This is a genomic window from Agrococcus casei LMG 22410 (assembly GCF_900163565.1).
Classification (GTDB): Bacteria; Actinomycetota; Actinomycetes; order Actinomycetales; family Microbacteriaceae; genus Agrococcus; species Agrococcus casei.
On sequence record NZ_FUHU01000020.1, the window covers coordinates 115,170 to 140,537 of the forward strand.

Here is a 25,368-nt window from a genome sequence, read left to right on the forward strand (position 1 = left end):
GCCGTGAGCTGGACGCAACAGGCAGCCGACGCGATGCGCGCCATCGAGGGCGTGCGCGAAGCCCGCGTCAGCGAAGCGAGCGACGGATCACCCGGTCGCACCGCATTCCGCGCCTTCCTCGAGATCGAAGCTGGCGCATCCGCCGACCCCTCCCTGCTCGACGCAGCGCTCGCCGCGATCGCGCGAGCCGGCGGCTCAGGGGTCCCCGGCGGCACGGTGCAGTGCGCGGTCGTCGAGGGCTCGGCGCTCAGGCAGGTGAACCCCGCACGGATGCTCGACACACGACAGCACGCGGGCCTCGGCGGCGCAGGCGGTGCGGTGCAGGTGCCGGCCGGATGGCTGCGCGAGCGATACGCGGGCGAGCTGTGAGCCTCACGCTGACGCTGCCGGGCAGGTGGCTCGTGTTTCCGCTCGGTGCCGATGACGCATCGGCCCGGCTCAAGCGCGTCGCCCGAGAGCTCGCCGGCACGCACGACCGCCAGGCCCCCATGCGAGCGCGGCTGCACCAGCAGCTGCTGGCAGCCCACGAGCAGGCCGTGGCAGGCAGCGCCGAGCAGCTGCACCTCGGCCTCATGCTGACCGACGAGGTGCCGATGCCGGCGGCCATCACCGTCTACCCGTCGATCGCCGTCGCCACGACGCAGGAGACGACCCCCGCATCCGTCATGGACGCGTTCGTTCCGCTGCTGCTGCGATCAGAGCACGAACCCGCGGGCGGCTCCGCCCAGGCCGGCCGCGACGACCGCGTCTTCACAAGGCCCGGGCGGTCGGTGCTGCGCCGCGCCAGAGTCGTGTTCGCCGAGCCCCCGCAGCCCGATGTCCTGTCGATCGACTACTGGCAGACGGTGCCGGGCGGCAACCATGTGCAGCTGGTGCATGTGAGCATGGCGGATGCGGTGGCCACCGAGCTTCTCACCACGCTGTTCGACGAGATCGTGTTCGCCTCGAGATACCCCGAGCCGGGCGCGCTGGCCCAGCAGCTGCGCGGCTGAGGGGTGCGTTTCGCTGAACAGCGGGTGAATCAGCACGTGCGGGCTTGACCGTGAACACGCCAGCCCCGTAATATGAAGCGGGTGTGCGTGGAAGCGCACCACCAGCCGTGCCGCAAAGCCGACTGTTCAGCGCTTCCCACTCACTTGGGCAATTGGTAACCCCGAGCCCCCACGGCATGTTCGACTGGCTCCGTGAGCCGCTCGCTCCACTGCGAGAGTCGAATTTTCCGATGGTCTTCTGTCAGCCGACAGAAGAGAAGTCATCGAACCTGTCACCGTGCAGTAGAAAGAGGCAAAGTGCCTACAATTCAGCAATTGGTCCGCAAGGGCCGTTCGCCGAAGGTCACAAAGACCAAGGCGCCGGCACTGAAGGCGAACCCCCAGCAGCGTGGCGTGTGCACCCGTGTGTACACCACCACCCCCAAGAAGCCGAACTCGGCGCTCCGCAAGGTCGCCCGCGTGAAGCTGTCGAACGGCACCGAAGTCACCGCCTACATCCCCGGCGAGGGCCACAACCTGCAGGAGCACTCGATGGTGCTCGTGCGCGGAGGCCGAGTCAAGGACCTCCCCGGTGTGCGCTACAAGATCGTTCGCGGCGCTCTCGACACACAGGCTGTCAAGAACCGCCAGCAGGCTCGCAGCCGCTACGGCGCGAAGAAGGAGAAGAAGTAATGCCTCGCAAGGGACCCGCACCCAAGCGCCCGGTCGTTGCTGACCCCGTATACGGGGCTCCGATCGTGAGCCAGCTCGTCAACAAGATCCTCCTCGACGGCAAGAAGGGCCTCGCTGAGCGCATCGTCTACGGTGCTCTCGCAGGCGTCAGCGCCAAGTCGGGCGAAGACGCTGTCGTCGTCCTCAAGAAGGGCCTCGACAACATCCGCCCCACGCTCGAGGTCAAGTCGCGCCGCGTCGGCGGTTCGACCTATCAGGTGCCCGTCGAGGTCAAGCCGCACCGTGCGAACACGCTCGCACTCCGCTGGCTCGTCTCGTACGCCAAGTCGCGTCGCGAGAAGACGATGACCGAGCGTCTGATGAACGAGATCCTCGACGCCTCGAACGGCCTGGGAGCAGCGGTCAAGCGCCGCGAAGACACCCACAAGATGGCCGAGTCGAACAAGGCATTCGCTCACTACCGCTGGTAATCCGATCGCTGGCGGGCACCAACCCGTGCCCGCCAGCGGCTCCACTGCTCTAACTCACGGAGGAACTCGTGGCACAAGACGTGCTCACCGACCTGAACAAGGTCCGCAACATCGGCATCATGGCTCACATCGATGCTGGAAAGACCACCACTACCGAGCGCATCCTGTTCTACACGGGCGTCAACCACAAGATGGGTGAGACGCACGACGGAGGCGCCACGACTGACTGGATGGAGCAGGAGCAGGAGCGCGGCATCACGATCACGTCGGCCGCCGTCACGTGCTTCTGGGACGGCAGCCAGATCAACATCATCGACACCCCCGGCCACGTTGACTTCACGGTCGAGGTCGAGCGCTCGCTTCGCGTGCTCGACGGCGCTGTCGCAGTCTTCGACGGCAAGGAGGGCGTTGAGCCCCAGTCCGAGACTGTCTGGCGTCAGGCCGACAAGTACGACGTCCCCCGCATCTGCTTCGTCAACAAGATGGACAAGCTGGGCGCCGACTTCTACTACACGGTCGACACCATCGTGAACCGCCTGGGCGCCAAGCCGCTCGTGCTGCAGCTGCCGATCGGCTCTGAGAGCGAGTTCGAGGGCATCGTCGACCTGGTCGAGATGAACGCGAAGACCTGGCGCGGCGACGCAAAGGGTGACGTCAAGATGGGCGCCGAGTACGCCGTCGAAGAGATCCCCGAAGACCTCAAGGAGAAGGCAGCTGAGTACCGCGCCAAGCTCGTTGAGACTGTTGCAGAGGCCGACGAGGCTCTCATGGAGAAGTACTTCGAAGGCGTCGAGCTGACGACCGAAGAGATCAAGGCTGGCATCCGCAAGCTCACGATCTCGAGCCAGCTCTACCCCGTCCTGTGCGGCTCGGCATTCAAGAACCGCGGCGTGCAGCCGATGCTTGACGCGGTTGTCGACTACCTGCCGAACCCCCTCGACGTTCCGGCCATCCCCGGCCACGCAGTGAACGACGAAGAGACCGTCATCGAGCGTCACGCAGACTTCGACGAGCCCTTCGCGGCGCTCGCGTTCAAGGTCGCAGTGCACCCGTTCTTCGGTCGCCTCACCTACGTTCGCGTCTACTCGGGTCACGTCGACTCGGGCGCACAGGTCATCAACTCGACCAAGGGCAAGAAGGAGCGCATCGGAAAGATCTTCCAGATGCACGCCAACAAGGAGAACCCCGTCGAGGCGATGGCTGCCGGCCACATCTACGCGGTCATCGGCCTGAAGGACACCACAACCGGTGACACCCTCGCTGACCCGCAGAGCCCGGTCGTCCTCGAGTCGATGACCTTCCCCGACCCCGTCATCGAGGTCGCCATCGAGCCCAAGACGAAGGCCGACCAGGAGAAGCTCTCCATCGCCATCCAGAAGCTCGCTGAAGAAGACCCGACGTTCCGCACCGAAAACAACCCCGAGACCGGTCAGACGACCATCAAGGGCATGGGCGAGCTGCACCTCGACATCCTTGTCGACCGCATGAAGCGCGAGTTCAAGGTCGAGGCCAACGTCGGCAAGCCCCAGGTGGCGTACCGCGAGACGCTCAAGAAGACCGTCGAGCGCTACGACTACACCCACAAGAAGCAGACGGGTGGCTCTGGCCAGTTCGCCAAGGTGCAGATCCGTCTCGAGCCCATGGAGGTCGAGGGCGACAACACGTACGAGTTCGTGAACGCCGTCACCGGTGGTCGCGTCCCGCGCGAGTACATCCCCTCGGTCGACCAGGGCATCCAGTCGGCCATGCAGGTCGGCATCCTGGCAGGCTTCCCCACAGTCGGCGTGAAGGCGTCGCTGACCGATGGTCAGGCGCATGACGTCGACTCGTCCGAGATGGCGTTCAAGATCGCCGGATCGATCGCGTACAAGGAAGCCGCTCGCCTGGCGAAGCCCACCCTCCTCGAGCCGCTCATGGCGGTTGAGGTCCGTACTCCTGAGGAGTACATGGGCGACGTCATCGGTGACATCAACTCGCGCCGCGGGCAGATCCAGTCAATGGAAGACGCTCAGGGCGTGAAGGTCATCAAGGCTCAGGTTCCGCTTTCCGAGATGTTCGGATATGTTGGCGACCTGCGTTCAAAGACTTCGGGCCGCGCCGTGTACTCGATGGAGTTCTCGTCGTACGCCGAGGTGCCTCAGGCGGTCTCAGAAGAGATCGTTCAGAAGGCCAAGGGCGAGTAACCAACTCGGTTTCCGTCACACGGCGGGCTCCCCGTAAGATAACTTCATACCCCTGAAACTCTCGTCAGCGCACTGCCGACGAGAACGAGACAAGTCCTAGGAGGACACAGTGGCTAAGGCCAAGTTCGAGCGGACCAAGCCGCACGTAAACATCGGAACGATCGGTCACGTTGACCACGGCAAGACGACCCTGTCGGCAGCCATCTCGAAGGTGCTCGCAGACAAGTACCCGTCAGCCACCAACGTGCAGCGCGACTTCGGCACGATCGACTCCGCTCCTGAGGAGCGTCAGCGCGGTATCACGATCAACATCTCGCACATCGAGTACGAGACCCCGAAGCGTCACTACGCACACGTCGACGCCCCCGGTCACGCTGACTACGTGAAGAACATGATCACCGGTGCTGCTCAGATGGACGGCGCGGTTCTCGTCGTCGCTTCGACTGACGGCCCGATGGCTCAGACCCGCGAGCACGTTCTGCTCGCAAAGCAGGTCGGCGTTCCCTACCTCATGGTTGCCCTCAACAAGGCAGACATGGTTGACGACGAAGAGATCCTCGAGCTCGTTGAGCTTGAGGTCCGTGAGCTCCTCTCGAGCCAGGGCTTCGACGGCGACAACGCACCTGTCGTTCGTGTCTCGGCGCTGAAGGCGCTCGAGGGCGAAGAGAAGTGGGTTCAGGCGATCCTCGACCTCATGGAGGCCGCTGACGAGAACATCCCCGACCCCGTTCGCGACCGCGACAAGCCGTTCCTGATGCCCGTCGAGGACGTCTTCACGATCACCGGTCGTGGAACCGTCGTCACCGGCCGCGCCGAGCGCGGAACCCTCGCTATCAACTCCGAGATCGAGATCGTCGGCATCCGCCCGACGCAGAAGACCACGGTCACCGGTATCGAGATGTTCCACAAGCAGCTCGACGAGGCATGGGCAGGCGAGAACTGTGGTCTGCTCCTTCGCGGCACCAAGCGCGAAGACGTCGAGCGCGGCCAGGTCATCGTCAAGCCCGGTTCGGTCACCCCCCACACCAAGTTCGATGGCACGGCATACATCCTGGCCAAGGACGAGGGCGGTCGCCACAACCCGTTCTTCACGAACTACCGCCCGCAGTTCTACTTCCGCACCACCGACGTCACCGGCGTCATCACGCTGCCCGAGGGCACCGAGATGGTCATGCCCGGCGACACCACCGACATGTCGGTCGAGCTGATCCAGCCGATCGCCATGGAAGAGGGCCTCGGCTTCGCCATCCGTGAGGGTGGACGCACCGTGGGTGCTGGTACGGTCACGAAGATCAACGAGTAGTAGATCTTCGCAACTGCACTGCAGTAAGAGAGGGCTCCGCTTCGGCGGGGCCCTCTTTTCGCTGTGCCGCAGATGTCGCGTGCCGCAGGGAATCCGCGCCACCGCATCCGTCTGCCGCGATACTGTTGCGAGCATGAGCGAACCGAAGACGCAGCCCACTGACCAGCCGGTCGACGAGTCGCTCGACCACGCCGCCACCGAGCGCCGCATCCGCGAGGGGCACGAGCTCGATGCCCTCTTCGCCGAGGCGAGCGGCGAGACCGCTGTCATGTGGGGCCCGAGCATCGTCGGATACGGGCGGATGCGCTACCAGTCGCCCAGCGATCCGCGGCGGTCGGGCATATGGCCGAAGGCAGGATTCTCGCCCCGCAAGGCCAAGCTGTCGCTCTACGGGCTGAAAGACCTGCCGGAGGGCGCGGCCCTGCTGCCGAAGCTCGGCAAGTACACCGAGGGCGCTGGCTGCGTCTATGTCAACAAGCTCGAAGACATCGATCTCGACGTGCTTCGTGAGCTTGTGACCATCGCCTCGAATGGCTGGCCCGACGCCGAGGCCTGATCGGCCAGCGCTCGACAGCTGCACAGCCCCCGTGCAATAGACTTCCGAAGTCATCACAAGGAGGCATGCATGAGCTGGCTGAACCGCTTCTTCGGGACTGCACCCGAACCCCGCGCCACTGAGGCTGCGACACCAGGGCGCACCCCTGTCGGCCGACTCTGGACCGACGGGCTCGGCTCGACCGCAACGCGGGCGCTGCAGCTGCTGATCGTGCTCGCCATTGTCGCGGTCGCGGTCATCGGCATGATGCAGCTCACCGTCGTCATCATCCCGGTGCTGCTTGCGCTCATCTTCGCTTCGGCGTTCGAGCCGATCATGCGCTGGATGCGCAACAAGGGCGTGCCGAGCGTGCTGGCCACCGTAGCGGCGCTGCTCGCGATCGTCGTCGTGCTCGGCGGCATCGGATGGCTCATCACCTGGCAGGTTCGTGCGCAGTGGGACGACCTGTACGCCCAGGCCTCCGACGGCATCTCGAAGGTCGTCGAGTGGGTGCAGGCCCTGCCGTTCCTCGAGTCAGACGAACTGCAGACGCAGATTGCCGAGCTGCAGGAGACCGTCATCGGGTTCCTCACGTCGAGCCAGTTCGGGTCGGGCGCGATCGCCGGCGTCGGCGCCGCAGCGAACTTCGTGACCGGTCTCGTGCTGATGATCGTCGTGCTCTTCTTCTTCCTGAAGGACGGACCGCAGATCTGGGAGTTCCTGATGCGCCCGTTCACCGGCGAGCGGTACGCCCGTGCACAGCGCGTCGGCTCGAAGACCGTCGAGACGCTCGGCGGCTACGTGCGAGGCACCGCGACCGTCGCGGCCGTCGATGCCATCGGCATCCTGATCGGTCTGCTGATCTTCCAGGTGCCGCTGGCGATTCCGCTGGCTGTGCTCGTGTTCCTGCTGGCCTTCATCCCCTTGGTCGGTGCCACAGTCGCCGGCATCCTGGCGGCACTGGTCGCCCTCGTTGCCAACGGCTGGCTGGTCGCGCTGGCCATCGTCGGCATCGTGGTGCTGGTCAACCAGCTCGAGGGCAACTTCCTGCAGCCGGTGGTCATGGGCCGCTCGCTCAAGCTGCACGCACTCGTCATCCTGATCGCTCTGACGGTCGGCACCGTGCTCGGCGGCATCGTCGGAGCAGTGCTCTCGGTTCCTGTCGCGGCCGTCGCGTGGGGCGTCATCCAGGTCTGGGACGGCGAGAACCTGCCGGCCAAGATGTTCCGCAAGAAAGTCCGAGTGGGCGAGAAGTAGGCTGAGACCGTGGTGCACATAGTCGACTTCGAACTCCAGAAGACCAACATCGACGGGCTCGCGCTCGTGCGAATGAAGCAGGTGACCGACGACCGCGGAACGGTGCGCGAATTCTTCCGCGCATCCGCCTTTCAGAATGCCGGATACTCGCTGCCGCCGTTCACGCAGGTGAACGTCACAGAGACGCGACCGGGTGGCGTGCGGGGCATGCACGGTGAAGCGATGACAAAGCTCATCGCGATCGCGCACGGAACCGCGTACGGCGCCTGGGTCGACACTCGCGAGGGTTCGCCGACGCGCGGCGAGGTCTTTCAGGCTGAGCTCGAGCCCGGGGTGCAGATTCTTGTGCCCGAGGGCGTCTGCAACGGCTTCCAGTCGACGGGCGAGACGCCGACGCAGTACGTCTACTGCTTCACGAGCGAGTGGGTGCCGGGCATGCAGGGCGTCGCGGTGACGCCGCTCGATGCCGACCTGGGCATCCGCTGGCCGCTGCCGATCGACGTCGACAACCGTGCACAGATCAGCCAGAAGGATCTCGACGCGCCCACCCTCGCCGACGTGCTCGGGCAGTAGTGGACGCCGACTTCAACATCATCCCGTGGGCCATGTGGGCCGGCTCGATCGCGCTGTCGATCTATGCGATCGTGACGATCTTCAAGGAGAAGCAGCTGCGCCGGCCGGTGCAGGTGCTGTGGTCGGCGATCGCGCTGCTGCTGATTCCGTACATCGGCTCGATCCTGTGGTTCGCGTTTCGCGTCTTCGGCCTCAACGACCCCGACGAAGAGTAGCGGCGTAGTACCTGGGGACTGTTCCCGTCCCTCGCGGGGCTGAGATCGCCCGTTTCGCCTGGTGCACAGCCTGCCAGCGCCGTAGCGTTGCAGTGCAGGCATCGCGAACAGCCGCCGCCAGAATCAGGAGAGACCAATGACCGCCCACATGTCAGCACAGCACACCGAGACCAAGACGCTCAGCATCACGTCGATGGTGCTCGGCATCGCAAGCCTGCTGTTCGGGTGGACGTTCCTCGTGCCGATCGCCGGTGTCATCTGCGGCTTCATGGGCATGAGGCGCGAGCCTGCGGGCAAGGGCTTCTGGGTCACTGGCCTCGTGCTCAACGGCCTGGCGCTGATCGGCTGGATCATCGGCCTGGTCGTGCTCATGCTGCTGGGCGGCGCCTTCTTCGGCCTGTCGCTGTTCGTGTGAGCGCGGCGGACCAACGCAGTTCAGGCCGGCTGCCCGCCGAGCCTCCGCGTGAGCTCGCGGGCAGCTTCGCGCACCGCCTCGCCGAGCGCCTCCCACTGGTCGGCCCCGAGGGCGTCAAGCCGAAACGTCAGGCCGACAGCAGCCACGGGGTACCCGGCTGCGTCGAAGGCAGCGGCGGCCACTGACCCGTATGACGCGTCGACGTCACCCTCCTCGACGGCGTAGCCGCGCATCCGCACTCCCGACAGCAGCTCGCGCAGCTGTGCACGCGTTCGGATGTCGGCGCCCTCCACCGGAAGCTTCGGCGTCAGCGCCAGCACCTGGTCATCGTCGAGCGCCGCCAGCAGCGACCGGCCGGTCGCGGTTGCGAGCGCCACCAGTCGCACACCGACTCGCGAGACCGTCGTGGGGGAGCGGCTGCCCTGCGCACGGGCGGCGTACGCGACGTCGCGACCGGCGAGCACCGCAAGGTGCGCCGTTGCCGGAATCGCGGATGCGCGCATCAGCCGGTCGAGCACGGGCTGTCCCAGCCGCTCGAGGCGTGTTGCTGCGCCGACCCGGCTGCCGATCTCGCGAACCCGGGCGCTCGGGCCGAACGCGCCGAGCTCGGGATAGTGCACGAGAAACCCCTCCTCGCGCATGACCTGCAGCAGCTGGTAGGCGCTCGAGCGAGGAATGTCGAGCTCGCGAGCCACCGTCGCCGCACGAACCGGGCCGACCTGCTCGGCCAGCAGCATGAGCACGCGAAGCGCATTGCGCGCAGCGGGCATGCGAACCGTCATGGTCACTCCAAAGCCTCGGATGTCTGATATGTCAGACACCAATGTAGCGCCAGGCATCGGAATCGTGCGCGGCACCGGGTCAAATGGAGGCATGCCAATCGTCATCGGAGACACCCCGCTCACACGCCACCAGGTCGTCGCGGTCGCCCGCGCCGGCGCATCCGTCGAACTCAGCAAGGCGGCACTCGACCGCGTCGCAGAAGCACGCGCCGTCATCGACGGCCTCGCGAGCGACACCCGCCCGCACTACGGCATCTCGACCGGCTTCGGCGCACTCGCCAACACGCAGATCGCACCCGACGACCGCGCGCAGCTGCAGCGTTCGCTCATCCGCTCGCATGCGGCCTCGAGCGGTGACGCGGTTGAGACCGAGGTCGTGCGCGGACTCATGCTGCTGCGCCTGCAGACCCTCATGACCGGCCGCACCGGCGTGAAGCCCGAGACCGTGCGCCTCTACGCAGGCATGCTGAACGCGGGCATCACGCCCGTCGTCGGCGAGTACGGATCACTCGGATGCTCAGGCGACCTGGCACCGCTGTCGCATGTCGCGCTCGCTGCGATGGGCGAAGGCATGGTGCACGTCGCAGCATCCGGCAGCCGAGGCGCAGCGATTCCGGCAGCCGAGGCGCTTTCCGCCGCCGGCCTCGAGCCTGTGCAGCTCGCCGAGAAGGAGGGGCTCGCCCTCATCAACGGCACCGACGGCATGCTCGCGATGCTGTGCCTCGCGCTTGACGACCTCGATCGCCTGCTGCTCACCGCCGACCTCGCGGCAGCGATGAGCGTCGAAGGACTGCTCGGAACCGACTCGCCGTTCGCAGCCGATCTCATGGCGTTGCGGCCGCATCCGGGTCAGGCCGCCAGCGCCGCGAACATCGCCGCGCTGCTCGCCGACAGCCCCGTCGTCGCAAGCCACAAGGGGCCAGAAGACACCCGCGTGCAAGACGCCTACTCGCTGCGCTGCGCACCCCAGGTGCACGGCACCGCCCGCGACACCCACGCGCACGCGGCACGAGTCGCCGAGATCGAGCTGGCGAGCGCAATCGACAACCCGGTCGTGATGGCGGATGGGCGGGTCGTCTCGAACGGCAACTTCCACGGTGCGCCGGTCGCGGCTGTGCTTGACTTCCTCGCGATCGTGACCGCCGACGTCGCGTCGATGAGCGAGCGCCGCACCGACCGCTTCCTCGACCCGGCCCGCAACTACGGGCTGCACGCGTTCCTTGCAGACGATCCCGGCGTCGACTCCGGCCTCATGATCGCGCAGTACACCCAGGCCGGCATCGTCTCAGAGCTCAAGCGGCTGGCGGCCCCGGCATCCGTCGACTCGATTCCGTCGAGTGCGATGCAGGAGGACCATGTGTCGATGGGCTGGGGCGCCGCCCGCAAGCTGCGCCGCTCGGTCGACGGCCTGCAGCGCGTGCTCGCGGTCGAGCTCATGACCGCGGCTCGCGGCACCGAGATGCGAGGCGACCCCGCCGGCCCCCGCACGGGAGCCGTCATCGCGGCGCTTCGCGAGACCGTCGAGGGCGTCGGCCCAGACCGAATCGTCGCCGACGAGATCGCGCACGCGGTCGAGCTGGTCGCCAGCGGCCGTGCAATCGCAGAAGCAGGACTCACAGACAGCAGCGAAGGAGCAGCATCGTGACTGAGACATCAGGACCCCGTCCCGTCCGCGCATACCGCGGCACCCAGCTGAACACCAAGGGGTGGCAGCAGGAGGCAGCGCTTCGCATGCTGCAGAACAACCTCGACCCCGAGGTCGCCGAGCACCCTGACGACCTCGTCGTCTACGGCGGCACGGGCCGCGCCGCTCGCTCATGGGGCGCCTATGACGCGATCGTGCGCGAGCTCAAGCAGCTCGAAGACGACGAGACGCTGCTCGTGCAGTCGGGCAAGCCCGTCGGCGTCATGCGCACGAACGAGTGGGCGCCGCGCGTGCTGATCGCCAACTCGAACCTCGTCGGCGACTGGGCCACGTGGCCCGAGTTCCGCAGACTCGAGGCCGAGGGCCTCATGATGTACGGCCAGATGACCGCCGGATCGTGGATCTACATCGGCACGCAGGGCATCCTGCAGGGCACCTTCGAGACCTTCGCGGCCGTCGCCCGCACGCTCGGCCGCGAGTCGCTCGCCGGCACCATCACGCTCACCGCAGGCCTCGGCGGAATGGGCGGCGCGCAGCCCCTCGCCGTGACCATGAACGACGGCGTCGCCATCTGCGTCGACGTCGACCGCTCGCGCATCGACCGCCGCATCGAGCACCGCTACCTCGATGTGCTCGCCGACGACATCGACGACGTGCTCACGAAGGCCGTCGCCGCTCGCGACGAGGGCCGCGGCCTCTCGATCGGCCTGCATGCGAATGCCGCAGACGTGTTTCCGCAGCTGCTCGAGATGCAGGCTCCGATCGACATCGTCACCGACCAGACCAGTGCGCACGATCCGCTCGCGTACCTGCCGAGCGGCTACAGCTTCGACACCTGGAGCACCGACCGAGAGCGCGACGCCGAGCAGTTCACGGCGGATGCGCGAGCATCGATGGCGAAGCACGTCGAAGCCATGGTCGGGTTCCAGAAGGCAGGAGCCGAGGTCTTCGACTACGGCAACTCGATTCGCGCAGAGGCAGTGCTCGGCGGGTTCGACGACGCCTTCGCCTTTCCCGGCTTCGTGCCCGCATACATCCGTCCGCTCTTCTGCGAGGGCAAGGGGCCGTTCCGATGGGCTGCGCTCTCGGGCGACCCTGCTGACATCGCAGCAACCGACCGCGCGATCCTCGAGCTGTTTCCAGAAGACGAGCACCTGCGCCGCTGGATCACGCTTGCGGGCGAGCGCGTGCAGTTCCAGGGGCTGCCGGCGCGCATCTGCTGGCTCGGCGCCGGCGAGCGCCACCGCGCTGGCCTGAAGTTCAACGAGATGGTCGCCTCGGGCGAGCTCTCGGCGCCGGTCGTGATCGGCCGCGACCACCTCGACTCGGGCTCGGTCGCGAGCCCGTACCGCGAGACCGAGGCCATGAAGGACGGCTCTGACGCCATCGCCGACTGGCCGCTGCTGAATGCCCTGGTGAACACCGCATCCGGCGCATCCTGGGTCTCGCTGCACCACGGAGGAGGGGTCGGCATCGGCCGCTCGATCCACGCGGGGCAGGTCACCGTGGCCGACGGCACCGAGCTCGCGGCGCAGAAGCTCGAGCGCGTGCTCTCGAACGACCCTGAGATGGGTGTGATCCGTCACGTTGACGCCGGCTACGACGAGGCCATCGACTTCGCAGAGAGCCACCATGTCGCTGTGCCCATGCGCAGGCAGACTGGCGGGAGTGCGCAGTGACCTCGCTGCTGATCACCGGCATCGGTGAGCTGACGACCAACGATGAAGCACACGGTGCAGATGCTGGCGACCTCGGGCGGCTTCGCGACGCCGCTGTCGTCGTCGAAGGCGATCGGGTGGCGTGGGTCGGCGCGTCCGCTTCGGCACCGGCTGCCGACGAGCGCTTCGACGCGGATGGGCGGGCCGTGCTGCCGGGCTGGGTCGACTCCCATACGCACATGGTGTTCGCGGGCGACCGCACCGACGAGTTCGAGGCTCGCATGGCTGGCGAGGCGTATGCCGCCGGCGGCATCAATGTGACGGTCGATGCGACGCGCGCGGCCTCCGACGACGAGCTGCTGGCTGGCCTCGACCGACTGGCCGACGAAGCGCTGCGCGGCGGCACCACCGCCTTCGAGACCAAGACCGGCTACGGGCTCACGGTCGAAGACGAGGTTCGGTCTGCGCGCATCGCGAGCACTCGGGCCGACTCCGTGACCTTCCTCGGAGCCCACCTCGTGCCAGCCGGCAGCGACGCCGACGAATACGTCTCGCTCGTGTGCGGCGAGATGCTCGAGGCGGTCGCGCCGCTCGTCGACTCCATCGATGTGTTCTGCGAGCGCGGCGCCTTCGATGAGGCGCAGTCGCGCCGCGTGCTCGAGGCAGGGCGCGATGCTGGCCTCGCCCTCCGCGTGCACGGCAATCAGCTCGGCGAGGGGCCCGGCGTGCGTCTCGCGGTCGAGCTCGGTGCGCAGAGCGTCGATCACGTGGCGTTCGTGAGCAGCGACGAGATCGCGATGCTTGCGGAGTCATGGAAGACGGATGCGCGCGGCACGGTCGCGACAGTGCTTCCGGCGTGCGACCTCTCGACGCGGATGCCGCTCGCACCCGCACGCGACCTGCTCGACGCGGGCGCAGTCGTCGCAATCGCGTCGAACGCCAACCCGGGCACCTCGTACACGACCTCGATGGGATTCTGTGTGGCAACGGCCGTGCTGCAGATGCGGCTGACCGTGGCCGAGGCAGTGCGGGCGGCAACGCTCGGCGGAGCGATCGCGCTCGGGCTCGACGGTGAGATCGGCCGTGTGCGCGTCGGCGACCGGGCCGATCTGCAGATGCTCGACGCCCCATCCGTCACCCACCTGGCCTATCGGCCGGGTGTGCCGCTCACCTCAGCCGTGTGGCAGCGCGGTCAGCGGGTTGTCTAGCTCGCGCACAAAACCACGGGATACACGGGCGTCGTGTGGATTATCCACGTGGTGCCCGATATAGCCGTGAATTTGTGCAGTCGGGGCTCGCTACCGCGTCGTCACCCCACGACTCGCTCGCGCAGCTCGTCTCCAAAGGGAGTCAGCCCTGACCCGCGTATCTCCAAATGGAGAGAATTCTCTTTCCACGGCACTCCAAAAGGAGCGAAACGTTCGAAAAGGAGTTGAACCGACTCCCTTTCACATATTGAGGGCTGATTCTCTCCTTTTGGAGTAGGTGCCGTGGTGGTTTCTCTCCTTTTGGAGTAAGTGGCGGGAGGTTGCGTTCTGGGCGTGCACTGGCGGGCGGGTTCCGCTGACGGCCCGGTTTACCAGCGGATGCACAAAATCACGGCTGATCCGGACGTCGTGTGGATTATCCACGTGGTGTCCGAAATAGCCGTGGTTCTGTGCGGACGCCGCCAGTTACCGTCGCTCCGCGAGTCCGGCCAGCGCCTCGAGCACGCCCAGGGCAACGAGCCGCACCGTGCGCCCGTCTTCGGTGTCAGCCGACGCATCGACCTCGGTGAAGTCGATCGACCGCACCCGTGCATCGCGGCAGAGCTCGCGCACGAACGAGCGCAGCTGCCACGCAGAGAGCCCTCCGGGAACGGATGCGGGGCATCCGGGAACCACGCTCCTGTCGCAGGCGTCGACATCGATGTCGACGTGCACGATGCCTCCGCCTGCTCCCGCGATCGACAGCGCACGTTCAGCGACAGCCGCCATCGACGCCGCCTCGCACTCGGCACGCGAGATCACGGTCACGCCCAGATCGCCAGCGCGCTCGGCGTACGCTCGCGAGTTCGCGAAGTCCTGGATGCCGACCTGCACTACGCGCCGAGGATCGAGTCCGGCCGAGATCAGCCGCTGCACGGGCGAGCCGTTCGAGACGCCATCGCGCAGATCGTGGTGGGCGTCCAGCGTGATCAGCCCCGCCTGAGCACCGCCTGCCTCCGAGCCGCCTGCCCGGTGCGCCTCCCAGGTGCCGACAGCCGCCGGCACCGTTGCCGCGTTGTCTCCGCCAAGCGCAATCACGAGCCGCGAACGACTCGCGGCGTCCTGCACGAGTGCCGCCGCATCCGCCTCTCGTGCGTCGGGGCCATCAGCGTCACCCGCATCGGCCACGACCAGCTCGTCGACCGAGGTGCCGTAGGCAAACGGCGAGTATCGCGCCAGCGCCTCGCGAACAGCGCCCGGTGTCGTGCGCGCGTTCGTGAGCGAGATCGAGGTCGAATGCGTGCCGAGGCCCACGAGCACTGCGTCGACGTCGCCCTCGACTGACTCGAAGTCTGGCCACCCGCCGGCGCGAGGCCAGAGCGCGTCGACGCTCATGGCCTCGCGTGCGCGGCGTGCCTGTTCTCTGCTGTCTTCAGTCATGCGTTCAGCCTATGCCGAGCATCCCTCTGAGATCAGCACTGCGACCGGCATCAGCCCAGGTTCGCGTCGATCCACTCCTGCGCGATCTGCTCGAGCGGCACGCCCGCGTCGCCCTGCTCGTTCATCTCGATCAGGTGATCGGTCGTGAGCGCAGCCGAGATCTCGTTGAGCACCGCGATGGCCTCATCGGTCAGCTTCGACTCGGTCGCGACCGGCGTCACGTTCTCGACCGCGAACAGCTGCTGGTCGTCTTCGAGGTAGACGAGCTCGCCCTCGCCGAACACGGGGTTCGTGGTGAACAGGTTCGCGACCTCGACCTGGCCGTTCTGCAGCGCCGTCACCGACAGCGGACCGCCGGCGTCGAGCGCCACGAACTGCTTGAACTCCATGCCGTAGATGTCCTGCAGCCCGAGGATGCCGTTCTGTCGCTGCTCCCACTCGGGCGGGCCGCCGATCGACCACTCCGAGGCGTGCTCGGTGACGTCGGAGAACGTCTCGAGCCCGTACTCCTCGGCCGTGTCAGCAGTGACCGACAGAGTGTTGCTGTTGGCAGCCTCCGACGGGTCGAGGTGCACGATGCCCTCCGGCATGCTCTCGTCGAGCGCCGCCAGCACGTCGTCGTACTCGGTCTCGGTCGACTCGGGGTCGATGTAGCGCAGCAGCGCGCCGATGTACTCGGGCACGACGTCGATCGAGCCGTCTTCGAGCGCGAGCATGTACACCTCGCGACTGCCGATGCCGAGACGCTCTTCGACCTCGAGCCCCGCATCCTGCAGCGCGATCGAGTAGATCTTGGCGAGCACCTGGCTCTCGAGGAAGTCCGCCGAGCCGACCGTGATCGCGCCCGTCGCGGCGCTCTCGTCGTCGCCGCCACCGCCGTCTTCGGCGAGCGGGTCGGATGCGGCGCACCCGGTGAGCGCGACGGCTCCGACCGCGAGCATTGCAGTGAACTTGTTGAACTTGCGCATCTGTTCCTCCGTAGATAGTGACGATGCAGGGAATCAGGCAGTGGCCAGCGCCGCTCCTGAGGTGGTCTTTCGCTGCAGGCCCGGCGAGACGACGAACCGCTCCAGCAGCATGAACAAAAGCTCGAGGGCGAGCGCGAGCACAGCGACGAGCAGCGCGCCGGCGAGCATCTGGGGGTAGTCCTGGGTCGCGCGGCCGTCGATGATGTAGCGGCCGAGACCGCCGAGCGACACGAACGCGGCGACGGTCGCGGTCGACACGACCTGCAGCAGCGCGCCGCGCAGCCCCGACATGATCAGCGGCAGCGCCATCGGCACCTGCACCCGCCAGAGGATCTGCCCGGTCGTGTAGCCCATCCCTCGCGCAGCCTGCACCGCATTGCGGTCGGCGTTCTGGATGCCCGAGTACGTTCCGGTGAGGATGGGCGGCACGGCAAGCAGCACCAGCACGATGATCGCGGGGATCGTGAATGCGAGGCTGCTCGAGATCAGCGGTGCGACGAGCATCACGATCAGGATGAGCAAGCCCAGGGTCGGCAGTGCTCGCAGTGCGTTCGCGAGGCCGGCGATCAGCGCTTCGCCTCGACCTGTGACGCCGATCAGGATGCCGAGCGGCACCGCGATCGCTGCGGCGATGCCGAGCGCGATGAATGTGTAGGCGAGGTGGGCGAGGGTTCGCATCGGAATCCCGTTGCCGCCCGACCAGTTCTCGGGGTCGAAGAAGAAGTCGAGCATCAGGCACGCTCCTTCGGCAGCCAGGGCGTCAGCCACTTCGACGCGCGCACGACGAGCTGGTCGAGGATGATCGCCAGAATGAGGCACACCACGATGCCGACGATGATCGGCAGCGTCTGCCGGCGGCTGAACCCTTCTGTGAAGAGCGAGCCCAGCTGCGGCACGCCGATCACCGCGGCCATCGACACGATCGACACGTTCGTCACCAGGATCACGCGCATCGACGCCATGATCACGGGCGTCGCCACGGGCAGCTGCACGCGCACGAAGCGCTGCATCGAGCTGTATCCCATAGCCTCGGCCGCCTGGTTGGTCTCGGGGGAGACGGATGCGAGCCCGTCTGCCACAGACCGCACCAGCAGGGCGAAGGTGTAGACGGTCAGCGCGATGAGCACATTGATCGGATCGAGGATCTGCGTGCCGACCATCATCGGCAGGATGATGAAGACCGCAAGCGAGGGCAGCGTGTAGAGCAGGCCCCCGACCCCGACGATCCACGGGTAGAGACGTCGATAGCGGTATGCAACCCATCCGACCGGCAGTGCGATGACGAGGCCGATCAAAGTCGGCGTCAGCGTCATCCACAGGTGCGCGAGGGTGAGCTCGCCGATGCGGCCGGCGTTGTAGGCGATCCAGTCGAAGCCCATGGCTAGAGGCCCTTCGAGACCCGAATCGCGCGCGTGACCTCTTCGAGGGTGATGACCCCTCGCAGCGTGCCGTCCTCATGCACCAGGATGCCGCGGCCGTTCGGGCTCGAGAGGGCGGCGTCCATGATGTCGCGCAGCGTGCCGTCGGCCCGGGTGATGATCGTGGCGTGCTCGACGTCGGCGTGCTGGGCGATGCCCTCGTCGTCTGTGCGCAGCCAGCCGAGCGGGCGCGATTCGTCGTCGACGGCGACCAGCCACTCGTCGTCGTTCGCGGTCTGCTCGCCGATTCGCACCGAGCGCGCCGGCTGGATGTCGAGCTGCACGTCGCTGGTGAAGCCGAGGGCGCCGTAGCCGCGGGCACGGCCGACGAAGTTCGCGACGAACTCGTCGGCGGGGTTTCGCAGCAGCTCACGCGGCGTCGCGTTCTGGGCGAGGTGGCCGCCGGTGCGGAGCATCACGATGCGGTCGCCGAGCGTCAGCGCCTCGTCGATGTCATGGGTGACCATGACGATGGTCTTGCCGACCTCTGACTGGATGCGCAGAAACTCCTGCTGCAGCTGCGCACGCGTGATCGGGTCGACGGCGCTGAACGGCTCGTCCATGAGCATGTACGGAGGGTCGGTTGCGAGTGCGCGGGCCACGCCGACTCGCTGCTGCTGGCCGCCCGACAGCTGCCAGGGGTAGCGCTTGGCATAGCTCGCATCCAGGCCGACCGTCTCGAGCAGCTCGTGTGCCCGCGCCCGCGCATCCTTGCGGCTCATGCCCAGCATGATCGGCAGCGATGCGACATTGCCGAGCACGGTGCGGTGCGGAAACAGGCCCGAGTTCTGAATGACGTAGCCGATCTGACGGCGCAGGGCGACGACGTTCTGGCTCATCACGTCTGCATCGCCCACCAAAATGCTGCCGCCCGTCGGCTCGAGCAGGCGATTGATCATGCGCAGCGACGTCGTCTTGCCGCAGCCGCTGGGGCCCACGAGCACCGTGATCTGCCCCTCGTCGGCAGTGAAGCTCAGGCCGTCGACACCCATCGTTCCGTCGGGGTACTGCTTGCTGACGTTGTCGAATACGATCATGCGTTCTGTTCACCTCACGCGGGCCGCGTACGGTTTGCGCTTGCGACGGGCGTTCTGTGTCCAGTCGGTGCGCGCGGGTGAATGACAGCCCATTTGCTTGGCTTCCAGTCAAGCGCGTGAGGCAGGCCGATGCAACCTCAGGGCGAACTCGAGTCGGACTCGCCCGGCTGCAGAAAACTGCAACAGGGTGGCGAAAGCGCGGTGATGTGTGGTGTGCTGTCTTGCAGAAGTCGCGATGAGCAGCATTGCGGCGTGATCTCAAGGAGGTACACATGGGTATCGGAGACTTCATCAACAAGGGCAAGGACGCTCTCGGCAATGAAGAGCAGAGCGACAAGCTGCTCGACGGCGCCAGCGATGGCATCAACAAGGTCACTGGCGGCAAGTTCGAAGACCAGGTCAGCCAGGGTCGCGACTTTGCAGACGGCCACGTCGGCGACGGTGACGAGGGCAACAACAACAACGAGAACAACAACAACCAGCAGCAGTAGTCGCAAGCTGCAGGGGTGCAACGCCCTGGTGGAGCAAGGGGAGCAGGCACGGTCTGCTCCCCTTTTTCTTGCCCCCTTGCCCTCTTAGCCCGCGCGCGTCACGACCTGCCGCAATTCGCGCATCCGTGCACCAGAAACCGCAGATCCTGCGGTTTGCCGTGACATTGCGGTCTCTCGTGACGCCAGGCTGGCCGTGCGGAGGCGCATAGGTGCTCCTGTCAGGACGCGACATCTGGCGGCCGAGACGGCCGCCACGGCGTGTCGGCAGGAGGCCAGAAATGGCCTCCTGACTTTTCGACACGCCCGGGTTGCACGCAAGGCCAAAGTCATGCCAGAATAGACAGGTTGCATACGCCGCATCTCGATGTGGCTCACTGCCTGGCAGTGCACAGAGCGCATTCTTTCCTGAATGTAGTGATCTCTGGGCCGCAGACAGCACGACATTCACTTAGCGAAGCGCGAGAGCGCATTCGTGACGCGCCCGACAGGGCAATTGATAGAAGAACAGCGGTGCACGAAAAGTGCTCTGCGAGCCGTCCGAAACAGGGCGGTGCGCGAATCGAAGGAAGAGAGTCAGCCATGGCGGGACAAAAGATCCGCATTCGACTGAAGTCGTATGACCACGCCGGTCTCGACACGTCGGCGCGGAAGATCGTTGACACTGTGACCCGTGCCGGCGCGACAGTAGTCGGCCCGGTGCCGCTGCCGACCGAGAAGAACGTCGTCGCAGTCATCCGTTCTCCCCACAAGTACAAAGACAGCCGCGAGCACTTCGAGAAGCGCACCCACAAGCGGCTCATCGACATCATTGACCCGACGCCGAAGGCTGTCGACTCGCTCATGCGCCTCGACCTGCCCGCCGACGTCAACATCGAGATCAAGCTCTAAGGAACCGCAATATGTCTGCAGTGAAGACAACGCACGGTCTGCTGGGCAAGAAGCTCGGTATGACCCAGGTCTGGGATGAGAACGCACAGCTCGTTCCCGTGACCGCCATTGAGATCACCCCCAACGTGGTGACGCAGGTCCGTACCGACGAGAAGGACGGCTACCAGGCCATCCAGATTGCCTACGGTCAGATCGACCCGCGCAAGGTGAACCAGCCCAAGGCCGGTCACTTCAAGGCTGCTGGCGCGACCCCGCGTCGCCACCTCACCGAGATCCGTCTCGATGACGCAAGCGGCTACGAGCTCGGCCAGGAGATCGCAGTTGACATCTTCGAGGCCGGCCAGAAGGTCGACGTCGTCGGCACTTCAAAGGGCAAGGGCTTCGCCGGTGCCATGAAGCGCCACAACTTCGCAGGTGTCTCGGCATCGCACGGTGCGCACCGCAACCACCGCAAGCCTGGTTCGGTCGGCGCCTCGGCAACCCCGAGCCGCGTGTTCAAGGGCAAGCGCATGCCGGGCCGCATGGGCTCCGACCGCGTGACCGTCCAGAACCTCAAGGTCCACGCAGTCGACGCTGAGAAGGGCCTCATCCTGGTCAAGGGTGCAGTTCCCGGCGCAAGCGGCCGACTCGTATTCGTTCGCACCGCAGTGAAGGGAGCCTGACCATGGCAACCCAGATCAACGTCATCGACGTGAAGGGCAAGGAGTCGGGCAAGGTTGACCTTCCCGAGTCGATCTTCGCCGTCGAGACCAACGTCCCCCTCATCCACCAGGTCGTCGTCGCACAGCTGGCCGCTGCTCGTCAGGGCACGCACAAGGTCAAGAACCGCGGCGAGGTCTCAGGTTCGGGTCGCAAGCCCTTCAAGCAGAAGGGCACGGGCAACGCCCGTCAGGGCTCGGTCCGCATGCCGCAGCACACCGGCGGTGGCATCGTCCACGGCCCGACGCCGCGCAGCTACGCGCAGCGCACCCCCAAGAAGATGGTCGCAGCAGCACTGCTCGGCGCTCTCTCGGACCGCGCTCGCACCGGCAACGTGCACATCATCGAGTCGCTCGTGGCAGAGACCCCGAAGACCAAGCAGGCTCTCGCAGTCCTGAACACCGTCTCAGACGTGGCCGCACAGAACGTGCTGCTGGTCTTCGAGCGCGGCCAGGACGAGCAGATCCAGGCAATCCGCAACGTGCCGAGCGTCCACTACATCACGTGGGACCAGCTCAACGCATACGACGTCGTCCGGTCCGACGACCTCGTCTTCACGAAGGAGGCGTTCGACGCCTTCGTCGCAGCCAAGCAGGGTGCAGAGACGGCCGCTCCGGTCGCCGCCGCTCCCGCAGCTGCAAAGAAGAAGGCGGATGCCCCCAAGGCTGAGAAGGCTGCTCCGGTTGCCGACGAGGTCGAGTTCGAGAACGCAGCCGCTCCTCTCGAGGACGGCGCAGCTCCTGAGGGCTACACCGTCAAGGGCAACAAGGACTCCATGAAGTTCCACCGTCCCGACGGACGCTGGTTCGAGCAGACGGTCGCTGAGGTCTGGTTCCGCACCGCGGAAGACGCCGAAGCTGCCGGATTCGTCGAGGCCGGCAAGCCGGCGAAGGCGACTGAGGAAGACAAGGACGAGAACTGATGAGCGGCATCAACAAAGACCCCCGCGACGTCGTCATTCGCCCGATCGTCTCGGAGAAGAGCTACAGCCTGATCGACACCGGGTACTACACCTTCGAGGTGGACCCCCGTTCGAACAAGACTGAGATCAAGTTCGCAATCGAGAAGATCTTCAGCGTGAAGGTCTCGGCGGTCAAGACGCTGAACCGCAAGGGCAAGACCAGTCGTACACGCTTCGGCACTGGCAAGCGCAAGGACACCAAGCGCGCCATCGTCAAGCTGAAGGACGGCTTCTCCATCGACATCTTCACGGCTGTCGGCTAGGAATCGAGGAGTAACACACCATGGCAATTCGCAAGTACAAGCCGACGACCGCCGGTCGCCGCGGCTCCTCGGTTGCTGATTTCGCAGAAATCACGCGTTCAACCCCTGAGAAGTCGCTGCTTCGCCCGCTCAAGAAGTCGGGTGGCCGCAACAACACCGGTCGCATCACGACCCGCCACATCGGCGGTGGCCACAAGCGCCAGTACCGCGTCATCGACTTCCGTCGCAGTGACAAGGACGGCGTCGACGCCCGCGTAGCTCACATCGAGTACGACCCCAACCGCACGGCACGCATCGCACTGCTCCACTTCGTGGACGGCACCAAGCGCTACATTCTCGCTCCCGAGAACCTGTCGCAGGGTGACGTCGTCGAGACCGGCGCAGGCGCTGACATCAAGCCCGGCAACAGCCTCCCGCTGCGCAACATCCCCACGGGTACCGTTGTGCACGCGATCGAGCTCCGCCCCGGTGGCGGTGCAAAGCTCGCTCGTTCGGCTGGCGCATCGGTTCGCCTCGTCGCCAAGGACGGCCCCTACGCGCAGCTTCGTCTGCCGTCGGGCGAGATCCGCAACGTCGACGCACGCTGCCGCGCAACGATCGGCGAGGTCGGCAATGCCGAGCAGTCGAACATCAACTGGGGCAAGGCAGGCCGCAAGCGCTGGAAGGGCGTCCGCCCGACAGTCCGCGGTGTCGTCATGAACCCCGTCGACCACCCGCACGGTGGTGGTGAGGGCCGTACTTCAGGTGGCCGTCACCCGGTGAGCCCCTGGGGTCAGTCCGAGGGACGCACCCGTCGTCCGAACAAGGCAAGCGACAAGCTCATTGTGCGTCGTCGTTCAGCCAACAAGAAGCGTAAGTAGGAGGTAGAAAGATGCCACGCAGCCTGAAGAAGGGTCCGTTCGTCGACGAACACCTCCTGCAGAAGGTCGTCAAGCAGAACGAGGCCGGCAGCAAGAACGTCATCAAGACGTGGTCGCGCCGCTCGATGATCGTCCCCGCAATGCTGGGTCACACCATTGCAGTGCACGATGGTCGCAAGCACATCCCCGTCTTCGTCGAAGAGACGATGGTCGGACACAAACTGGGCGAGTTCGCCCCCACCCGCACCTTCCGTGGACACGTGAAGGACGACAAGAAGGGCCGTCGCCGCTAAGCGGCGACGCGATAGGAGAAGCAAATGGTTGAGTCGATCGCTCGCGTTCGTCACATCCGAGTGACCCCTCAGAAGGCCCGCCGTGTCGTGAATCTGATCCGCGGCAAGCAGGCTGAAGAGGCGCTCGCGATTCTGAAGTTCGCTCCCCAGGGTGCATCTGAGCCCGTCTACAAGCTCGTTGCCAGCGCTATGGCAAACGCACGAGTCAAGGCAGACGGCCAGAACGAGTACCTCGATGAGCAGGACCTCTACATCACCCGCGCGTTCGTAGACGAGGGCACGACGCTCAAGCGTTTCCGCCCCCGTGCTCAGGGCCGCGCATTCCGAATCAAGAAGCGCACCAGCCACATCACTGTGGTCCTGGCGACGCCCGAGACTGAGGAGAAGTAATGGGACAGAAAGTCAACCCGTACGGCTTCCGCCTCGGCATCACCACCGACCACGTGTCGCGTTGGTTTGCTGACAGCACGAAGCCCGGTCAGCGCTACGCAGACTTCGTGAAGGAAGACATCCAGATTCGCGAGCACCTCAAGAGCTCGCTCGACCGTGCAGGCATCGCCCGCATCGAGATCGAGCGCACTCGAGACCGTGTCCGCGTCGACATCCACACCGCCCGCCCGGGCATTGTGATCGGCCGCCGCGGCGCCGAGGCCGAGCGCATCCGCGCTGACCTCGAGAAGCTCACGAAGAAGCAGATCCAGCTGAACATCCTCGAGGTCAAGAACCCCGAGGCTGAGGCTCAGCTGGTCGCCCAGGGAATCGCCGAGCAGCTCAGCGCTCGCGTCGCTTTCCGCCGCGCAATGCGCAAGGGCATGCAGGGCGCTCAGCGCGCCGGCGCAAAGGGTGTTCGCATCCAGGTCTCGGGTCGCCTAGGCGGCGCTGAGATGAGCCGGTCGGAGTTCTACCGCGAGGGCCGCGTGCCCCTGCACACCCTCCGCGCCAACATCGACTACGGCTTCTACGAGGCTCGTACGACCTTCGGTCGCATCGGTGTCAAGGTGTGGATCTACAAGGGTGAGATCACGAACAAGGAGCTCGCTCGCGAGCAGGCGAACCAGAAGCCGCAGCGCGGCGACCGTCGTCGCCGCCCGCAGCGCGACGCTGCTCCCGCAGCAGCAGGAGTTGAGGCATAACCATGTTGATTCCTCGTAAGGTCAAGCACCGCAAGCAGCACCGTCCGACCCGTCGCGGTCAGGCTACTGGCGGCACCAAGGTCTCGTTCGGCGAGTACGGCATCCAGGCTCTGACGCCTGCGTACGTCACGAACCGACAGATCGAGGCCGCTCGTATCGCCATGACCCGTCACATCAAGCGTGGCGGCAAGGTCTGGATCAACATCTACCCGGACCGCCCCCTCACCAAGAAGCCTGCGGAAGTCCGCATGGGTTCCGGTAAGGGAAGCCCCGAGTGGTGGATTTCCAACGTCAAGCCCGGCCGCGTCCTCTTTGAGGTCGCCGGCGTGAGCGAAGAACTGGCGCGTGAGGCACTGACTCGCGCCATCCACAAGCTGCCTCTCAAGGCACGCATCATCAAGCGTGAGGAGACCGACTAATGGCTATCGGTTCAAAGGAACTCATGCCCAGCGAGCTCGCGACATTCGACGACGAGCGACTGGTCTCGGAGCTGAAGAAGGCAAAGGAAGAGCTGTTCAACCTGCGCTTCCAGGCAGCCACAGGTCAGCTCGAGAGCCACGGCCGCGTGCGTGCCGTGAAGCGCGACATCGCTCGTCTCTACACGGTCATCCGTGAGCGCGAGCTCGGCATCGCCGCTTCGCCGGCTCCCGTCGAGAAGAAGAGCTCGAAGAAGAAGTCCGACAAGACCGAGGCTGACGCCACGGCCGAGGACGCGAAGGCTGAGGACAACTAATGGCTGACGTACAGACGACAGAGGCCCAGGAGCGCGGCTACCGCAAGACGCTGCAGGGCATCGTAGTCGGAGACAAGATGGACAAGACGATCGTTGTCGAGGTGGAGGACCGCGTCAAGCACGCCCTCTACGGCAAGATCGTTCGGAAGTCCTCGAAGGTGAAGGCGCACGACGAGCAGAACGAGGCCGCTGAAGGCGACCGCGTGCTGCTTGCCGAGACGCGTCCGCTGAGCGCCACAAAGCGTTGGCGTCTGGTGGAGATCCTCGAGAAGGCCAAGTAGGCCGAGGATCGAGAAG

At 65.9% G+C, this 25,368-nt stretch carries 32 protein-coding genes; 26 read left to right on the forward strand and 6 right to left on the reverse strand.

The genetic code is table 11. The features are described 5' to 3' along the window. Positions 1 to 3 precede the first annotated feature (3 nt). From CZ674_RS03460 to CZ674_RS03510, 11 genes are all read left to right on the forward strand, one after another. Complete coding sequence (locus CZ674_RS03460) at positions 4 to 369, forward strand: hypothetical protein (protein WP_086991137.1); 366 nt, start codon at positions 4 to 6, stop codon at positions 367 to 369. Further along, positions 366 to 992 (forward strand): hypothetical protein, encoded by a 627-nt coding sequence (locus CZ674_RS03465; protein ID WP_086991138.1) that lies wholly within the window; start codon positions 366 to 368, stop codon positions 990 to 992. The genes CZ674_RS03460 and CZ674_RS03465 overlap by 4 nt, the downstream gene beginning before the upstream one ends. 297 nt (positions 993 to 1,289) lie before the next feature. After that, positions 1,290 to 1,664, forward strand: coding sequence for a 30S ribosomal protein S12 (gene rpsL, locus CZ674_RS03470; RefSeq protein ID WP_086991139.1), 375 nt, complete (start codon positions 1,290 to 1,292; stop codon positions 1,662 to 1,664). Continuing rightward, on the forward strand, positions 1,664 to 2,134 hold the full coding sequence (gene rpsG / locus CZ674_RS03475) for a 30S ribosomal protein S7 (RefSeq protein ID WP_086991140.1): 471 nt from the start codon (positions 1,664 to 1,666) through the stop codon (positions 2,132 to 2,134). The genes rpsL and rpsG overlap by 1 nt, the downstream gene beginning before the upstream one ends. A gap of 68 nt (positions 2,135 to 2,202) precedes the next feature. Further along, positions 2,203 to 4,317, forward strand: a complete 2,115-nt coding sequence (fusA, locus tag CZ674_RS03480) for an elongation factor G (RefSeq protein ID WP_086991141.1) — start codon at positions 2,203 to 2,205, stop codon at positions 4,315 to 4,317. Positions 4,318 to 4,426: 109 nt separating this feature from the next. After that, a complete protein-coding gene (gene tuf / locus CZ674_RS03485) occupies positions 4,427 to 5,620 on the forward strand; it encodes an elongation factor Tu (protein WP_086991142.1) in 1,194 nt (397 codons plus the stop codon). A gap of 133 nt (positions 5,621 to 5,753) precedes the next feature. Beyond that, entirely contained in the window at positions 5,754 to 6,176 is a 423-nt protein-coding gene (locus CZ674_RS03490; RefSeq protein ID WP_086991143.1) for a DUF1801 domain-containing protein, read from the forward strand. A 69-nt stretch (positions 6,177 to 6,245) separates the two neighbouring features. Further along, positions 6,246 to 7,412: an AI-2E family transporter gene (locus CZ674_RS03495; protein ID WP_086991144.1), complete on the forward strand. Its 1,167-nt coding sequence runs from the start codon at positions 6,246 to 6,248 to the stop codon at positions 7,410 to 7,412. A 9-nt stretch (positions 7,413 to 7,421) separates the two neighbouring features. After that, entirely contained in the window at positions 7,422 to 7,985 is a 564-nt protein-coding gene (locus CZ674_RS03500; protein ID WP_234988406.1) for a dTDP-4-dehydrorhamnose 3,5-epimerase family protein, read from the forward strand. After that, positions 7,985 to 8,200: a PLDc N-terminal domain-containing protein gene (locus CZ674_RS03505; RefSeq protein WP_086991145.1), complete on the forward strand. Its 216-nt coding sequence runs from the start codon at positions 7,985 to 7,987 to the stop codon at positions 8,198 to 8,200. Before CZ674_RS03500 ends, CZ674_RS03505 begins: the two co-directional genes overlap by 1 nt. A 136-nt stretch (positions 8,201 to 8,336) precedes the next feature. Continuing rightward, on the forward strand, positions 8,337 to 8,615 hold the full coding sequence (locus CZ674_RS03510) for a DUF4190 domain-containing protein (protein ID WP_086991146.1): 279 nt from the start codon (positions 8,337 to 8,339) through the stop codon (positions 8,613 to 8,615). A 20-nt stretch (positions 8,616 to 8,635) separates the two neighbouring features. Here CZ674_RS03510 and CZ674_RS03515 read toward each other — a convergent pair whose 3' ends face one another. Continuing rightward, positions 8,636 to 9,397, reverse strand: coding sequence for an IclR family transcriptional regulator (locus CZ674_RS03515; protein WP_234988407.1), 762 nt, complete (start codon positions 9,395 to 9,397; stop codon positions 8,636 to 8,638). A 91-nt stretch (positions 9,398 to 9,488) separates the two neighbouring features. On the opposite strand from CZ674_RS03515, the gene hutH reads away from it, so the two are divergent. The 3 genes from hutH to hutI are packed head-to-tail and all read left to right on the forward strand — an operon-like array spanning position 9,489 to position 13,908. Next, positions 9,489 to 11,042, forward strand: a complete 1,554-nt coding sequence (gene hutH, locus CZ674_RS03520; RefSeq protein ID WP_086991147.1) for a histidine ammonia-lyase — start codon at positions 9,489 to 9,491, stop codon at positions 11,040 to 11,042. Beyond that, entirely contained in the window at positions 11,039 to 12,721 is a 1,683-nt protein-coding gene (gene hutU / locus CZ674_RS03525; RefSeq protein ID WP_200810034.1) for a urocanate hydratase, read from the forward strand. Before hutH ends, hutU begins: the two co-directional genes overlap by 4 nt. Next, a complete protein-coding gene (gene hutI / locus CZ674_RS03530; protein ID WP_086991149.1) occupies positions 12,718 to 13,908 on the forward strand; it encodes an imidazolonepropionase in 1,191 nt (396 codons plus the stop codon). Before hutU ends, hutI begins: the two co-directional genes overlap by 4 nt. A gap of 465 nt (positions 13,909 to 14,373) precedes the next feature. Here hutI and CZ674_RS03535 read toward each other — a convergent pair whose 3' ends face one another. The 5 genes from CZ674_RS03535 to CZ674_RS03555 are packed head-to-tail and all read right to left on the reverse strand — an operon-like array spanning position 14,374 to position 18,750. After that, positions 14,374 to 15,327, reverse strand: coding sequence for an arginase family protein (locus CZ674_RS03535; RefSeq protein ID WP_234988408.1), 954 nt, complete (start codon positions 15,325 to 15,327; stop codon positions 14,374 to 14,376). A 50-nt stretch (positions 15,328 to 15,377) separates the two neighbouring features. Further along, complete coding sequence (locus CZ674_RS03540; RefSeq protein WP_086991150.1) at positions 15,378 to 16,295, reverse strand: ABC transporter substrate-binding protein; 918 nt, start codon at positions 16,293 to 16,295, stop codon at positions 15,378 to 15,380. A gap of 33 nt (positions 16,296 to 16,328) precedes the next feature. Beyond that, on the reverse strand, positions 16,329 to 17,027 hold the full coding sequence (locus tag CZ674_RS03545) for an ABC transporter permease (RefSeq protein ID WP_086991151.1): 699 nt from the start codon (positions 17,025 to 17,027) through the stop codon (positions 16,329 to 16,331). Beyond that, complete coding sequence (locus tag CZ674_RS03550) at positions 17,027 to 17,674, reverse strand: ABC transporter permease (protein WP_086991152.1); 648 nt, start codon at positions 17,672 to 17,674, stop codon at positions 17,027 to 17,029. Before CZ674_RS03550 ends, CZ674_RS03545 begins: the two co-directional genes overlap by 1 nt. A gap of 2 nt (positions 17,675 to 17,676) precedes the next feature. Then, on the reverse strand, positions 17,677 to 18,750 hold the full coding sequence (locus tag CZ674_RS03555) for an ABC transporter ATP-binding protein (RefSeq protein ID WP_086991153.1): 1,074 nt from the start codon (positions 18,748 to 18,750) through the stop codon (positions 17,677 to 17,679). 272 nt (positions 18,751 to 19,022) lie between these two features. Here CZ674_RS03555 and CZ674_RS03560 point away from each other — a divergent pair, with 272 nt between their 5' ends. From CZ674_RS03560 to rpsQ, 12 genes are all read left to right on the forward strand, one after another. After that, the gene (locus tag CZ674_RS03560; RefSeq protein WP_086991154.1) at positions 19,023 to 19,241 is read left to right on the forward strand and encodes an antitoxin; all 219 of its coding nucleotides are present in this window, start codon (positions 19,023 to 19,025) and stop codon (positions 19,239 to 19,241) included. Between the two features lie 579 nt (positions 19,242 to 19,820). Then, the gene (rpsJ, locus tag CZ674_RS03565; protein ID WP_086991155.1) at positions 19,821 to 20,129 is read left to right on the forward strand and encodes a 30S ribosomal protein S10; all 309 of its coding nucleotides are present in this window, start codon (positions 19,821 to 19,823) and stop codon (positions 20,127 to 20,129) included. Between the two features lie 11 nt (positions 20,130 to 20,140). Further along, entirely contained in the window at positions 20,141 to 20,791 is a 651-nt protein-coding gene (gene rplC, locus CZ674_RS03570; RefSeq protein WP_086991156.1) for a 50S ribosomal protein L3, read from the forward strand. 2 nt (positions 20,792 to 20,793) lie between these two features. Then, the gene (gene rplD / locus CZ674_RS03575) at positions 20,794 to 21,750 is read left to right on the forward strand and encodes a 50S ribosomal protein L4, sunset domain variant (RefSeq protein WP_086991157.1); all 957 of its coding nucleotides are present in this window, start codon (positions 20,794 to 20,796) and stop codon (positions 21,748 to 21,750) included. Next, entirely contained in the window at positions 21,750 to 22,052 is a 303-nt protein-coding gene (gene rplW / locus CZ674_RS03580; protein WP_086991158.1) for a 50S ribosomal protein L23, read from the forward strand. The genes rplD and rplW overlap by 1 nt, the downstream gene beginning before the upstream one ends. 20 nt (positions 22,053 to 22,072) lie before the next feature. Further along, entirely contained in the window at positions 22,073 to 22,912 is an 840-nt protein-coding gene (rplB, locus tag CZ674_RS03585; protein WP_086991159.1) for a 50S ribosomal protein L2, read from the forward strand. Between the two features lie 11 nt (positions 22,913 to 22,923). Next, positions 22,924 to 23,205 carry a 30S ribosomal protein S19 gene (gene rpsS / locus CZ674_RS03590; protein ID WP_086991160.1) on the forward strand — a complete coding sequence of 94 codons (282 nt, stop codon included), beginning with the start codon at positions 22,924 to 22,926 and terminating at the stop codon, positions 23,203 to 23,205. 24 nt (positions 23,206 to 23,229) lie between these two features. Further along, positions 23,230 to 23,595, forward strand: coding sequence for a 50S ribosomal protein L22 (rplV, locus tag CZ674_RS03595; RefSeq protein ID WP_086991161.1), 366 nt, complete (start codon positions 23,230 to 23,232; stop codon positions 23,593 to 23,595). Then, complete coding sequence (gene rpsC, locus CZ674_RS03600) at positions 23,595 to 24,338, forward strand: 30S ribosomal protein S3 (protein WP_086991162.1); 744 nt, start codon at positions 23,595 to 23,597, stop codon at positions 24,336 to 24,338. Before rplV ends, rpsC begins: the two co-directional genes overlap by 1 nt. Before the next feature lie 2 nt (positions 24,339 to 24,340). After that, on the forward strand, positions 24,341 to 24,757 hold the full coding sequence (rplP, locus tag CZ674_RS03605) for a 50S ribosomal protein L16 (RefSeq protein ID WP_086991163.1): 417 nt from the start codon (positions 24,341 to 24,343) through the stop codon (positions 24,755 to 24,757). Continuing rightward, positions 24,757 to 25,071, forward strand: coding sequence for a 50S ribosomal protein L29 (gene rpmC, locus CZ674_RS03610; RefSeq protein ID WP_086991164.1), 315 nt, complete (start codon positions 24,757 to 24,759; stop codon positions 25,069 to 25,071). The genes rplP and rpmC overlap by 1 nt, the downstream gene beginning before the upstream one ends. Beyond that, positions 25,071 to 25,352, forward strand: coding sequence for a 30S ribosomal protein S17 (rpsQ, locus tag CZ674_RS03615; protein ID WP_086991165.1), 282 nt, complete (start codon positions 25,071 to 25,073; stop codon positions 25,350 to 25,352). Before rpmC ends, rpsQ begins: the two co-directional genes overlap by 1 nt. The last annotated feature ends 16 nt before the right edge of the window (positions 25,353 to 25,368 follow it).